Here is a 12,994-nt window from a genome sequence, read left to right on the forward strand (position 1 = left end):
GACCCGAAGTTCAAGCGCGACGTAGCGAAGAAATATAAAATGACCGTGTTTCCGGAAACCAAGGGGGCCTTTGTCGTCGATCTGAAGGGGACTTACAAGGCAATGGCAATGGGCCACAAGTGCCTCATGCAGTGACTCCGCTCTGACCACTCAGTTGCCTTTCTTGGGTCCGGAACGCAAGGTTGGCGTTTGAAACAGAATTGGCAATTCTGTTCCACCCGACGCTTAGTCGGGCACCGGGCGCGGTGTATGTCTTGGCTGACGCGGAGCACCATGGTTCCGCTGGGCGCGGTTGCGGCAAGCGTCCCACTTGGCTTGGCTTAGTCGCGGACTTTTTCAGCAACATTGACCCATTCTGAGCATTCGCGCCGGTGTCCTGGAATCCGTGCATTTATGGCGTCGGGGTGCAGACGCGCGGACCGGGCGAGTTGGTTCCAAGGCGCCTTGTACTCCGGGCTCTTGGTGTTCACGAAATAGGTGTGAAGGACGCGGTAGTTATCCAACCATCGGAAAGCCAGGTGTAGGGTTTCAGCAGCCTGCGCGCTTCTGGAGCCAAGTGATGGACCCCCAAGAGCTAGCGCCGAGAAATAGAATAGCGTCGACTGAGTTTCATCGCGTTGTCTCCCAGTTTTGTCGTCCGGCGACATAGATCTGGGGGTGCCCCTTCAAAGCACTATGACTTGCACTTCTTCGCGGATGGTGCTGGCAGGGCGCAATTCTTGTCACCAGCGCTCGATTTCTGGCTGGTCTGGGAACCCGTCAAGGCGCCGATGTGATTGCCTAAATTCTCTCTGCTGTTTTGATCGACCGCTGCAACAGGTGCTGCAATCACCAACCCTGCGGCGCTGCCCGCCGCTGCCGCCACACCGGTCGTTGCGTGAATGATCGTGTCGCCCAGGCCTATCCTGTTGTCGGTCAACGTCTGGCCGCCGGCCATTCGCGCCCCGATCAGTTGCACGACCTGCGGTGACGAGGCGAACTTGCCGTGATGCAAACGATCGCCGGATTTAACTTTGGTCAGATCGATGACGGTTATGTTGTTGCTGGCGAGTTCTTCCTTGTATGGAGCTTGTTCCGGATCAATCGATCCGAGCCGGGGGATATCGCCCCAGACCCGTCGCGAAACTTTGAGCGCGCGATCGTCCTGCGAGACAAAGAGGGTGAACTGCGGGTGCTGTTTGCCCATGTCGGCAATCTGAGTACGAAAAACATCGACGTCGACGTCTGGCGCGGCCAGCATGACGTTTTTGAACTTCGCCGGAAGGCCGCCATTGCGGATGGCCATCTGGCGCAAGCCTTCCAACGCAAGCCAGTTGCCCATCGAATGGGCGAGGATCGAAACTTCCTTGATTTCGGGATCGCGTGCAAGATACTGGAACAGCAGTTCGAGCGCGTTTCGCGTGTAGTTGGTGCTCTCACGATCGTAGCCATACGCCAGCGCACTGCCTCGGGAGGGCCATGTGACCAGGATCGGGACGCTCTGCGTGTCCGTATCCTTCGCGATCTGCGCAAAGCGATAGACCGAGTCTTCAAAGCGATTGTTGAATCCGTGAATAAAGACGAGGACACTGTGATCCGGGCTCTTCCTGACAGAGGCGCTAAGCCACCCCTTCGCTGTCTCGAGCGTCAATTCTTGGGCCTGCACGACGGCGAAATCAGTCGCCGGGTTTGATGGCAGCTTCTTGGGCCATGCGACCTCTCCAACCTTGCGGACCGATGCCGGAGGGATCGAAACCGTAATTTCCGCGAACGAGGGGGCCAGTCCGCGCTCGCCCGTATACATTTGTGCCGGATTGGAGGAACGACTGCGTGTCGTCGCGACCAGCATCTCCACCTTGCTGGAGGAAGGCGAGGTATCGGCCACGGGCAGCAGCACATTCGTCGGACGGGACGCGCACCCCCACAGCAGGCCAACCAACGCCGACGCCAACAAAACGTTGCTGATACGCCTGACTTTGGACAGACTCACGAAACAGTTTCCCAAACTCTTCTCCCGTTTCGAAATAATCCCAGGCTCAAATCCAATCAGAACCGAAATCTGGCGCCGATGATTGGTCCCTGCATTGCAATGTCAAACACAAATCCGTCGTCCTCGTAGTCTACGGCAAGGTAGCGATAGCCCGCTTCCAGCGTGACCGAATCACTGTACCGGTATTGAAGGGTGCCCTGCACTTGCCAATCGATGTCGGCGCCAAGGCCGAAGCCACCGACATCCGCCTCGCCATGGAGTCCGAATCCATTACCGAGAGCAACATCGCCGGCCACACCAATAATGGGGTCGACCCAAGTCTTGCTGCCGCTGGCCTCCCTTACGCCGAGAGGGCCAGTAACAGTCAAATCCGTATCCAGGTACCAGAGCCGTCCGCCGGCCAAAACGTCCAAGGTTGCGGTGCCATTGTCGACGACCCGATAGGAGCCGCCGAAGGTCCACACCACCGTGTTCATGTCCACCTCGGCCGAAAGAGCCAACGGGCCGGCCGACGTGCCATCGGCCTCGAGTCCCAGGTAGATGACGTCAGTGAAAAGAGCGTAGCGGCCATTGCGCGCCTCACCGGCAAGCATGACCGGCGGGGGAGACCAATCGATGTGGTCAAAAATCTGGCTGAAATCGACGTCGATATCTACCGGCGACAGGCCCCTGACGCCGACCCTGCCCTTCATACCTGCCATCCAGAAATAGGGCTCTGCGGTGAAGGTCCAGACTGGCGCGGCTTCAGCAGGCGCGGGTGCGGTTTCAGGAAGTTGCGTCGCAGCGTCAGCGGCGATCGCCGGCACCGCAACCAGCGCTGCCGCTGTTCCCGCCGAGGCCAACACGAGAGCTCGGATCATTCCCATATAAAGTCCCCTCTTTCCGTCTTTCACTTCATGTCCCGATGCGACCGTATATGCATTCGCGCTGCTCAGCTAATGGATATCGGATTCCAATCGTCTTTCATGTCGACAGCGGGTCATTTGTTCTTGGCTCTACTTCGGGAACAGCAGGCTAATTCCGGTGCGGAATCCGAAGCCGTCGGGTCCGCTATCGGGGCTTACCGCCCAATATCGCACACCGGCGAAGAGGCTGATTGGCTGCTTGTCGATCACAACCAGCTTCGAGACCTGGACATTGATCGGGACCGACCATTGATGCGCTTCCCAATTGTAGGCACTCTCGGTATTGAGCGTGAAGGTCCAGGCGTCCTTCGTCGTGTAAGAGACGAAAGGCTGCAGGAACGTGGAGTTTATATCACTGCGCTCGCTGTCGCCTGCAAATGACCAGATATGGTTGGCCAGCATACCGACCGTCCAGCCATCGAATTGCTTCAAGACGACGCCGGTCGGTCCCGCCCCCCATTTTTCCCCGCCAAGCAACGGATCAGTCGCAGTGGGCAACAGAAACACCGGGCCGACACCCCAGATGATCCCGCTCGCCGTGAGTTGGGAAGGCGAGAAGAACAGGCTTTGGCTTATGTCGCCGAGCCCGGACTGGTCGCCGGATGGTCCTGCAATGTCGTGCTGCCAGGCAATCGGCAAGATGGTGCGCGATATCAGGTTCCAGTTGTCGTTGAGCGTGATCGGGATGACCGGCTGCACGTTGACATAGGCTTTGTCACCATCGTTCGGGCCATAGCCGCTGTCGTAGTTGAACTGGATCGGCACGCTGATCAGCGAGGCGATCGGATTGGATAACTTCTTGGCGAGCTCCTGCGTGTCGTCCTGGGCTGACGCGACGGTGACGACAAGCAGGGCCGGGAGCAAGGCTGCCATAGTTTGTAGAGATCGCTTGCCAGACAGAAATTCCAAGTCAGCCCCCGAATAGTTCTTGCCTCTCACCGTGGCGGCCAAGGAATGACACGCGATTTGCGGGCAGCGTCCGCGTGCAGCACGGCTCCGACTTCCCCAACCAACCGATCCACCAGTTCCTGCCATTCGGCTCGTCTGGACTCGCGCAATGCCGGCGGGACCTTGTCGATCCTCGACAGTGCGAGTTCCGCCTCAGCAAGTTCCTCGCACATATCCTGAAAGCCCTCACTTCGGTCCATCAGCCGATGGATCGCCAATTCAAACTGCGGGAACCGACGTACCGCCGCCGAGACCGCTCTTTGTCTATCAGCCGGTTCGTCGTCCATCCTCATGGCGCAGATTCGTGTTTTCCCTGGACCACCGTAGCCTAGCGCATGGAGGTGGCTGCGGAATGTAAGTTACGTGGGCAACAGGGTAATTTCTGAACAACCATAGCGAGCGCGGTGGGCACCAAGCCCTATAAAATCGCAAATTCAAATTGCGCTTGCCGGTGAGGCCGCCTGACTATTGATCCGTTGTCGTCCGCCGCTGCACTGCACAAATCGTCGCCGTCATCCGGACGTTATCCGTTCAGACTACTAGGAGTATTGCAAGAACTGGCTCGCGCATATAGATTACGCGACGAGAGGTAACCGGCGAAAAAAGAAAATATAACTGGGAGTAAATCCTCCCAGAACGTCAGGTGAGGGAACCAAGGTGATTCGGGCGGAACCAGCCGCAGGGAGGGAGCATTGGCTCGCCCCAGAGGATTGTCGTGCCCAGCTTGCCCTGATCCTCAACAGTGCGGACTTCGATGCAACCGGTCGCGAGCGCCGCTTCCTCAGCCATGTGGTGGAAGAGACGTTGGAGGGTCGCGGTGATCGCATCAAGGCCTATTCGATCGCTGTCGAAGTGTTCGGCCGCGATATGTCCTTCGACCCGCAGACGGATCCAATTGTCCGGATCGAGGCTGGCCACCTCCGGCGCGGGCTCGAACGTTACTACCTGACTGCCGGACACGCCGATCCAATTCTCATCACGATCCCGAAAGGCGGTTACGTTCCAACGTTCTCGGTGCGATCGCCCGCCGAGATCATTGAGCCGGCCTTGCCGGTTGAGTGGGCAGAAAAAGTCCCGACCCCTGCTCGATGGATGAAGGCATCATGGCTGACGGTGGTTCTTGCGGCTACCGTCGCGGCATTGGCTGTTCTGGCATTGGGATTGGCGAGGAGCGGCGTTCGCCCGACTTCGCCCGAGATTCCGCGACTGTTGGTCGAGACGTTTGAGGATCTTTCAGGAACGGAAGCCTCCAGGGCGATTGCGAGCGGATTGACGCAGGAAATTGTCGGGCAACTCTCTAAGTTCAAGGACGTCATCGTCGTTCAGTCTCCCGAAAATTCGGTCGCGCCGTCGCGCTTTGTTCTTGCGGGAAGCGTCCACCTGTCGGCCGATGGCTTCCGGCTTCGGATTAGGTTCATAAACCGGGCAGACGGCTCCGTGCTGTGGGCGGACAGTTATAATGGAGAGACGAAAGTCGCCGCGCTTCTCGATACCGAGGCCAATATCGCACAGAAAGTGGCGACGAGCCTGGCCCAGACATACGGCGTGATTTTTCAGGCGGACGCCTCGCTCAACGTCTTGAATCCTCCCGACGATTGGGCTGCCTATTCCTGCACGCTTTCCTTCTACGCTTACCGCGCAAAGCTCGATCAAAGGGCACTTCCAGCGGTGCGTGCGTGCCTGGAGAAGGCCGTTGAGCGCTTCCCGGGCTACGCCACGGCCTGGGGTCTGCTGTCGCAGGCCTATATCGACGAGATTCGATTCCTCTTTCCTTCCGACGAAGCCGCGACTTCGGCCTCGGTCGCTCGCGCTCTTGCCGCGGCCAGGCGGGCCGTGGAACTGGACCCGCTCAACATCCGCGGCCTGCAGGCGGAAATGTTCGCGCTCTATTTCAGCAAAGAGATCGAGGCGGCGCTGCTAGTGGGCAAGCGTGCCTTGGACATCAACCCCAACGACACCGAACTGATGGGCGAGTACGGATATCGGCTGGCGCTTTCAGGAGGCTGGGACGACGGCTGCCCGCTGGTCGCGGAAGCTCACACGCGCAACCCGGGTCCCTTAGCCTATTACGAGACCGCGCTTGCCCTTTGCGCCTATTTTCGCGGCGATTATCCGCAGGCGGCCATGTGGATCAGGAAAACCACGTTTCCCGGCAATGCCAACTTTCACACCATCGCGGCCGCGATTTTCGGCGAGGGCGGATATGAGGCGGACGCCCGGCGCGAACGTGTCTGGCTTGAAGAACACGCGCCAGGTTTGATCAAGAACCTCCGGCAGGAGGTTGCGAGGCGGATCATTCGACCAGAGGACGTCGATTTCTTCCTCGGTTCGCTCAAAAAGGCCGGGCTCGCATCCAAGGACTTAGGCGGGCAGACGTAAACTCTGCCCGCAAGACACGGCATTTTAGGTGGTGCGTACATGCCGGAGGTCGTGGCGATCCGTTCCGCTTTCGAAGCAGCCGGCGTCAAGTTCGGCGGTCCCGGGGGGCAACTAAGAAGTCAGCGGCGCCCGCCCCTCACCTGCCGGCGGCGAGGCCGGCATCAAAAACAACGAGATCCAGATGGACGAAAGTGTTCGTTCGAATGATGCTACTCCGTTGCCTTGAGCGCAGGTTTTGCTCAGCCAGCACAGCGCCTCCTCTTAAGCCCGCTGGCGGTCTAGGCCCGGCGGCCTGCTGATGGTCACCCCCAATAAGGCTGCCGGGCCGCTCGAACTTGCGCCACGGATTGCGCGGACTTCATGACCCGGATTAAAAGCGTGTCGATTGAATGTTGACTTTTGCCGTAAAAAGTTTCGGGCCGGAACGCTTGCTCGTCTCAAGGGTTGGGATGCAGGAGGTGCAGGCGTGGCCGAGAAGCCGTCTATCGCCGAAATATTACGACGAACCTCTGACCAACTGAAGAGGATCCGGAAACGCGTCGCCAATGGCGGTCACGTGGACCAGATGCAAGAGGTCGATGCCTTGGTGGGCCTCGCTAAAGAAATGGCCGACCGGCAACTGGCCGGGTTAGAAAGGCCGGCAGATGAAAACGAAGGCTCTGTGCAAGACGATGACGATGCAAAGGACTGAGCGTCGTCGATCGCTGACATGGAATGGAATTATTTGAATTGCCGAGTTCGGTACTATTCAACGGCGGCGGACTCCAAACCGCCTGGCCGGCGCCCGCCAAGCGTTCTTGCCCCACCCCCCAAGCGGCGCCGGCCATCCGGATGCTGCCACGAAACGGACGGGAGTGCGTAGGCTGGGACGCGACCGGTATGTAGAAGACCCGCCGCTACATTTGCGAAGCGACGGGCCTCCACCCCATTCCCCACACCTGACCGTGCAATTGCGGTGCCAGATGTATGGACCCATTGCGGGGCACCTTGTGGCTTCTACACAGCGGAATTATCGCCACATAGTTCATTCGCATGTTTCGATTCCATTAGCTTGAGCGCATGTATTCGCCAGCCAGGCGAGCACCTTAAGGCTCGCTGGTCAGGCCCAGCGGCCTCCAGCTGCCAGTCCCCCCCGCAACCAAGCCGCTGGGCCGTCCCCGCTAGAGCGAAGCGCGTTGTCTCGCATTTTGCGACATCTTGGACTAAGGCCTCGCGTGCACCACTCAAATGAATGGCAATTTTCTGTCTGAATGCGTTTACGGTCCATTGTCCGCGACCACGCATTTGTGTCGCGCGGGAGACACAGTAACTCCCCTCTTAAAGGCGTCGAGATGCTACGAGCACCGCAAAGCCAGTTCCTGAGACCTGAAGATCGGGCGATCTGCCAGCGGGTGGTCGACCAGATAGCTGTCGACGCTAAATGGTACAGCACCTCGATAGACGGTCAGACTCTGGCCTTGACCACGCTGACTCTCTTTCTGTCCGGGGTCGTCAATGAAACGAATTTGCTGGCACATGTTCGCGCGCGCCGCCACGACTTTACTAAGCTGTCCGACTAGCTCTTCACCCTGCCGACATCGGCGCCCAATGTGGCTCTTCGACGGCCACTCCCTTCGCCAATACAACCCGCCCCTAAGTTTTCCTTTTGAATTTGTGAGTGCACAAGCCTTGCAAAAGTACGGGCTTTTGAAGAAATGCTGTCACCAGGTGCTGCCGATTTGGCTGAAAGACGGTCATCTTGGCCGCTATTCTCCAAAGCTGGGAACCTCCGGATCTTCGTTCACAGGTTTTGGGTCAGGGCCCACCGGGTCAAGCCGGGAGGCGGATCAGGTAAACTTGCGTTACCTCCGATCAAATCCAAACCCGTGTGGTTTGAATTTGATCGCAACGGTCTTCAGGAATGGAGGCGGACCGGTTGGTGAAACAACGTCTTAAAGTCCAGGACCGGAGCACGAAAGCCACCTGACGCGATGACCACGACGATTGTTGACATATACCGGCCGCTGGCGTTAACCGCGCGGTTTCTTGTCCGGTGCTGGCCGCAGCTATTGCTTGTCGGCTGCCTCGGTATGATCGCTCGTGATCTGTTGCTACAGGGCGCCGTGACGATCGGTCTCCAATTCCCGCTGGGCGGAATGGTCATGCTGTCGCTGGTGATTCTCGCCAAGCTGATGGTGCTGGTCATGATGTTCGTGGTGCTCCGGCCGCATATGCCGGCGGTGGCGGCGTTGAGACAAAAAGCGAAAAAGGAAGCGGACCAAACAAAACGCGAGCCGATCCTGGCGATTACCGCAGCCGCGATCCTGCCGTTCTTTGCCTATTATGCTGCCTGGGGTTTCCTTGGCGATACGGTTCGCGAATATTCGCGCATGGCGCTGGCCCAAGCCGAACTCGGCAAGAGCGTCGACATCTTCGCCATTCTTCAGTCAAGCGGCGTGGTACTGTCGATCGTCATTTGCTGGCTGGTGCGTTTTGCCGCCAAGCGACTGAATGCGCGCGCCTCTCACCCCTACTGGCGGCTGCTGATCGTGGCGACGGACGCAACTTGGGTCTTCATCGGTCTCTACGCGCTCGGCGAATGGAAAGACCAGTTCATCCGTTGGCTTGGCGCAGGCGCCGCGCTGCAACAGCTCAGCCTCGATTTGCTTGCGCCAGTAACTTCGGCGGCTGCGGCCGACCAATTCGTTCCCGCGGAATTCCGACCGCTTCCCTTCGGAGAGCAGCTTCAGAATCTTTCCTTTTTCGCGTTGCTGCCGATTGTCTGGCTGGTGATGGCCGCGATCATCAGCGGCTATGAACTTTCCGCGCCGGCCGCTCCCGGTCCTGCGCCATTGCGCACGACCTCCTGGCAGAAGTGGCTGAAGGATTTCGCGACCCATTTCGTTGGCGGCTACCGCAGCCGCTACTCGCCGGTCTGGACTTGCCTCAAGCTGACGCTCAGTGCCGGCCTTGCCACGCTTGTCACCTTCGTCATCGCCTATCAGGCGATCTCCTGGGTCGGCGCCTGGATGTGGTATGGCCTGACAAGGCTGATCGGAGCGCATGATCTCGCAACCTGGCAGATCTTCGCCGACACCATCAGCCTGTTCATCGGCAGCCCAAGCGATCTCGACGGGGGAATCCTGCTCGACGCGGTCCGGGTCGCGCTGCTTGCAGCCGTGCTCGAGCCTGCGGTCGCCACGGCTGGCGAAGCGAGTGGCGTCCGGTCCGCGGCTCGCTGACGCTGAGATAATTTGGCAGCGCCGAATAGAGGGCGATCGACAGCGTGAGGCTGCTCGCTGCAGGTGGAATCGAAAAGCTGGCAGCCATCCGGGCCGGCTTGCCGGGCTCCGTCGCCGCAAACGCGCTGCCACCACACAGCGACCGTTGCGGGGCCTCCGGATATTGCTTTCTGAGCACCGGATCGGCAAACAAGGTTGGCTGCCATTCGCGACCGCTTTCATCGGAAAGCCGCACCTGGCATGGAATGGCGCCGAGCGCTTTCGGGTCAGCAGCGAGCGCCTCGAACTCGGCAAGGACGACGGCGCTTCCCTCGCTGCCTGCCAGTCTGGTGAGGCGCGTCACGGTCCAGCTTGCGCCGGCATAGTCGATCGGTTGCCCCAAGGTCGCAGATACCGGCTGACGCAAATGTTGGGAGCGCCAGTCCTTGATGCTTCCCCACGTTTGCGCGGAGAGCGCGGCAGGCAGCGCAACCACCAGCGCCATCATGCTCAGCCAGTAGCCTCGCCGCGTTGATGTCACCTCCGTGGGAGAACTGTCCATGGCGGTCCTTCCTGGTTGCGGCGGATGGCGATCGCGGGCTCGATGTCCTTGCCGGAAACGTTCGTGGCGATGCGGATCTCATCGTCGAGCGGCAGCAACTTTGTGCGCGCGACCACGACGGTCCCGCCGGCGACAGCATTCTCCGCCACTTCGAACACCAAAAGCACACGGCGTGGGAGGCCGGGCTGGTAGGCATCGCCCGGCATCATTTCGATCGTCGCCGGCACCCGGTCGGTCAGGACATAACGGACGCCGCTGCCGCTCAGCCACTCGCCCGAAGTGAGACCCAAGGTTTCGAATTTCGCCTCGGCCTCGCCTTCCACCACAACCCACACGCCGGAACTCGTGTAGGTCTTTGACTTCCCGAAGGTCTCGACATTTAGAACACGCGCCACCCTGGCGCTGTCCAGCGAAAGCGCGAACGCGCTAGCCTCCACACGCCTGTTCATGCCGCCCGAAGAGACGATCGGCGAGGTAATGTCGCTGTAGAGCGGACGCGTATGCTGCATGGCGTAGAGCACGGCGGCAGCGAACAGCAGCGCAAGCGCCGAACGTACCATGCGCATCATGGCGCCTTCTCCACCGGCAGATCGACCGTCGCAACGGGATCGCGGTCGTACCAGCCGCTTGCGCCGTAGAGATTGTCGCGCCGCTTGTAGATCTGGCCGCTGACGGTGATCGTCACCTTGTCCGGCACGGGCACACCGGCCGGCCATTCCCAGGCCATCGTCGTGCGTTCCGGCATATTGGGGTTGAAATATCCTGCCAGATACTTGTCGCGATCGAGATAAACCGTTGGCATCGGCAGCTTTTGCGCCGGTGCGCCGAGTGTGACGGCGCGATAGAGCACGTTGTTCGGAGTGGCGGAACGGTTGACCACGTCCAGATCTACCATCAGAAGCTGCACCGGCTGCGAGGGGGAAACGCCTGTCGGCGGCACAGTTCCGACACGTGCCTTTCGCAAGGTTACGAACCAGCGACCGGTATCGATCTGCTGGCCTGCCTGCACAACGGGCACCTTTGGCGGATGGGCAGCTTCGTAGAGCGTCATCGAAAACGAGATTGCCGATGCGGCCAGCCCGCCCAGGCCAGCGATCAAAAAAGCATACAGCCTCTGTCGTACTGTCGTTCGTCTCGGTTCCGTCATGCGCGGCGCGGTATGCGATGGTCCTCAGGCCAGCCTTATACGATGCAAGCGCTACGCTATCGGACAATAATTGTTACATCGCTTAAACAGCCGCGCTTGCCCCTTTGACGAGGGGTCAGCGCAGCGGTAGCCAGCCGCGCAATCGGATCCTTGGTGGCCCGTCCAACCCTTTCGAAGAGGCGCTCGGTCTCCTAAGTTTCTCGGCATGCCTCGTCCCGTTTTGGCACGATCGGATTGGCATCTAAATTGCAATCGGATTGACATCTAAATTGCAAATTGAGACTCGCCCGAGTTGGGGCCGAAATCGGTCTGGTACATTCGAAGCGAGGCTCGCAGATTGCGGGGCAGCGAACTTCTTCGGTCACTATGTGAGCGCCTTCATATCAGTTTCACATGCGGCGGCTTTGAATGGTGTCGCCAGAGCGCTGGCGAGGGAGATGGAAATGGGTTTAGCCGAAAACTTGTCTGATGTTTCGCTCACATTCGCTTGTCCGGATTGCTCGCATCCGACTGTAAGGAAGGGCTCTGCGCTAAGAACAATCGCGCACATCAGATGCGACGGGTGCAACGCCAAGGTCCGGATCACTTATCCGCAGAAGCTAGCGATCTTCGAAAAGCACAAGCTACTAGCCACCCAAGGCGCATTGCGATTGGCTATTTTCTAGGCATAGGCGCCGACTAACAGGACCTGAACAGCGCATTGCTTTCTCGCTGAGCGCTACTTTAGCTTGTCCTTAATTTTTTCCAACGGCATGAGTCGCAGTAGGAGAAATGGTCGTGCCTTCGTCGGAGGTGCCGGACATGCAGAAGGAAAATTGATGGGGGCGCCGGACCTGGGCCCGGCGTCCCTCTCCACCTCTTCACTTCTCCGACCACACCGCCAGCTCGTAGCCGTCCGGATCGGAGAAGTGGAAGCGGCGGCCGCCCGGGAAGGAATAGGCGGGCTTGACGATCTTCCCGCCGGCCTCCTCGACGCGGCGCTGGGTCTCGTCGAGCTTGTCGGCATAGAGGATCACCAGCGGCCCGCCCGCCGCCTTGCTCTGGCCACCGAGGGCGAAGCCGCCGGTCAGGCGGCCGTCGTTGAACTCGCAATAGCTCGGCCCGTAGTCCTTGAAGGACCAGCCGAAGGCCTTGCCATAGAAGTCGCGAGAACGCGGGATGTCGCCGACGGAAAACTCGACATAGTCGATGCGCTTGTCGTTGCTGGATCTGGCCATGATCTTCTCCTTTCGCGGTCTTTGGAAGCTCAGCGTTCGAGCATTGCCTTGAGGGTGTTGAGGTCGCGCTGTACGGCGTCGGCGTCGGCAGCGAAGATCTCCTCCGTCATGTCCGGCGTCCTCAAGAGCACGAACATGACCTCCGCGCCGGTCCCATTGGGAACCACACGCACCGCATTGCGGGTTTCCTTGTCCTCGGCAAAGACGATGTGATCGAGGACACCGAATTCATTGGGTCGGGAGAAGCGGATGCGGATGGGCCGGCCGTCGGGGTCCTCCGCCGCCCATTCCTCGCCCGATCTCTCGAAGCGTCTGCCGAGGCCTGCCGCCCAGCGCTGGAAATTCTCCGGGATGGAGGCGAAGTCATAGACTTCACGCCAATCCCGGTCGATGGACACGGTGATGATGCGGGATTTGTAGATGGTCATATCTGCCTCCTTTCCAATGAAGGCAGACTAGGCGGAACTGGCGGCGGCGTATTGAACGAAACGGCCAGCTCAGGCGCCGAGCTGTCGCAGAACCGTCGCGGGCGAGAAGCCCGACAGGCGCCGCACCTCGCGCGTCAGATGCGCCTGGTCGGAATAACCCGCCTCGAACGCAAGATCGGCTAGGCGCGGCTCAGCCGACTGCCGCACCAGGCCCAGAAACCGCTGGAAGCGGAGAATGC

The 12,994-nt window shown here is 59.7% G+C and carries 11 protein-coding genes; 3 read left to right on the plus strand and 8 right to left on the minus strand.

Annotated features, from left to right (window positions below; genetic code table 11):
* Positions 1–673: 673 nt before the first annotated feature.
* The 4 genes from EOC93_RS10010 to EOC93_RS10025 all read right to left on the minus strand — a co-directional run bounded on the left by EOC93_RS10010 (position 674) and on the right by EOC93_RS10025 (position 4,115).
* On the minus strand, positions 674–1,945 hold the full coding sequence (locus EOC93_RS10010; protein WP_245461426.1) for an alpha/beta hydrolase: 1,272 nt from the start codon (positions 1,943–1,945) through the stop codon (positions 674–676).
* An 80-nt stretch (positions 1,946–2,025) separates the two neighbouring features.
* The gene (locus EOC93_RS10015; RefSeq protein ID WP_095486780.1) at positions 2,026–2,835 is read right to left on the minus strand and encodes a hypothetical protein; all 810 of its coding nucleotides are present in this window, start codon (positions 2,833–2,835) and stop codon (positions 2,026–2,028) included.
* Between the two features lie 129 nt (positions 2,836–2,964).
* Complete coding sequence (locus EOC93_RS10020; protein WP_127204513.1) at positions 2,965–3,747, minus strand: transporter; 783 nt, start codon at positions 3,745–3,747, stop codon at positions 2,965–2,967.
* A gap of 62 nt (positions 3,748–3,809) precedes the next feature.
* A complete protein-coding gene (locus EOC93_RS10025; RefSeq protein WP_095486782.1) occupies positions 3,810–4,115 on the minus strand; it encodes a hypothetical protein in 306 nt (101 codons plus the stop codon).
* A 574-nt stretch (positions 4,116–4,689) separates the two neighbouring features.
* Between EOC93_RS10025 and EOC93_RS10030 the strand changes: the two genes are divergently transcribed.
* The 3 genes from EOC93_RS10030 to EOC93_RS10045 all read left to right on the plus strand — a co-directional run bounded on the left by EOC93_RS10030 (position 4,690) and on the right by EOC93_RS10045 (position 9,422).
* On the plus strand, positions 4,690–6,201 hold the full coding sequence (locus tag EOC93_RS10030) for a hypothetical protein (RefSeq protein ID WP_245461423.1): 1,512 nt from the start codon (positions 4,690–4,692) through the stop codon (positions 6,199–6,201).
* Positions 6,202–6,667: 466 nt separating this feature from the next.
* Entirely contained in the window at positions 6,668–6,892 is a 225-nt protein-coding gene (locus EOC93_RS10035; RefSeq protein WP_127204515.1) for a hypothetical protein, read from the plus strand.
* A 1,378-nt stretch (positions 6,893–8,270) separates the two neighbouring features.
* Positions 8,271–9,422: a hypothetical protein gene (locus EOC93_RS10045; RefSeq protein WP_245461424.1), complete on the plus strand. Its 1,152-nt coding sequence runs from the start codon at positions 8,271–8,273 to the stop codon at positions 9,420–9,422.
* A 516-nt stretch (positions 9,423–9,938) separates the two neighbouring features.
* Here EOC93_RS10045 and EOC93_RS10050 read toward each other — a convergent pair.
* The 4 genes from EOC93_RS10050 to EOC93_RS10070 form a co-directional block, all read right to left on the minus strand.
* Complete coding sequence (locus tag EOC93_RS10050) at positions 9,939–10,532, minus strand: hypothetical protein (RefSeq protein ID WP_127204518.1); 594 nt, start codon at positions 10,530–10,532, stop codon at positions 9,939–9,941.
* A complete protein-coding gene (locus tag EOC93_RS10055; RefSeq protein WP_127204519.1) occupies positions 10,529–11,062 on the minus strand; it encodes a hypothetical protein in 534 nt (177 codons plus the stop codon). Before EOC93_RS10055 ends, EOC93_RS10050 begins: the two co-directional genes overlap by 4 nt.
* A 908-nt stretch (positions 11,063–11,970) precedes the next feature.
* Positions 11,971–12,327: a VOC family protein gene (locus tag EOC93_RS10065; RefSeq protein WP_127204520.1), complete on the minus strand. Its 357-nt coding sequence runs from the start codon at positions 12,325–12,327 to the stop codon at positions 11,971–11,973.
* A 29-nt stretch (positions 12,328–12,356) separates the two neighbouring features.
* On the minus strand, positions 12,357–12,755 hold the full coding sequence (locus tag EOC93_RS10070) for a polyketide cyclase (RefSeq protein ID WP_095486790.1): 399 nt from the start codon (positions 12,753–12,755) through the stop codon (positions 12,357–12,359).
* Between the last annotated feature and the right edge of the window lie 239 nt (positions 12,756–12,994).

This window comes from Mesorhizobium sp. M6A.T.Ce.TU.002.03.1.1, from assembly GCF_003997275.1.
GTDB classification, from domain to species: domain Bacteria; phylum Pseudomonadota; class Alphaproteobacteria; order Rhizobiales; family Rhizobiaceae; genus Mesorhizobium; species Mesorhizobium mediterraneum.

Coding starts and splice junctions, on each gene's coding strand:
- EOC93_RS10015 (WP_095486780.1), bottom strand. CDS start 2,835: ATGGGAATGATCCGAGCTCTCGTGTTGGCCTCGGCGGGAACAGCGGCA.
- EOC93_RS10020 (WP_127204513.1), bottom strand. CDS start 3,747: ATGGCAGCCTTGCTCCCGGCCCTGCTTGTCGTCACCGTCGCGTCAGCC.
- EOC93_RS10025 (WP_095486782.1), bottom strand. CDS start 4,115: ATGAGGATGGACGACGAACCGGCTGATAGACAAAGAGCGGTCTCGGCG.
- EOC93_RS10030 (WP_245461423.1), top strand. CDS start 4,690: ATGTCCTTCGACCCGCAGACGGATCCAATTGTCCGGATCGAGGCTGGC.
- EOC93_RS10045 (WP_245461424.1), top strand. CDS start 8,271: ATGATCGCTCGTGATCTGTTGCTACAGGGCGCCGTGACGATCGGTCTC.
- EOC93_RS10050 (WP_127204518.1), bottom strand. CDS start 10,532: ATGATGCGCATGGTACGTTCGGCGCTTGCGCTGCTGTTCGCTGCCGCC.
- EOC93_RS10065 (WP_127204520.1), bottom strand. CDS start 12,327: ATGGCCAGATCCAGCAACGACAAGCGCATCGACTATGTCGAGTTTTCC.
- EOC93_RS10070 (WP_095486790.1), bottom strand. CDS start 12,755: ATGACCATCTACAAATCCCGCATCATCACCGTGTCCATCGACCGGGAT.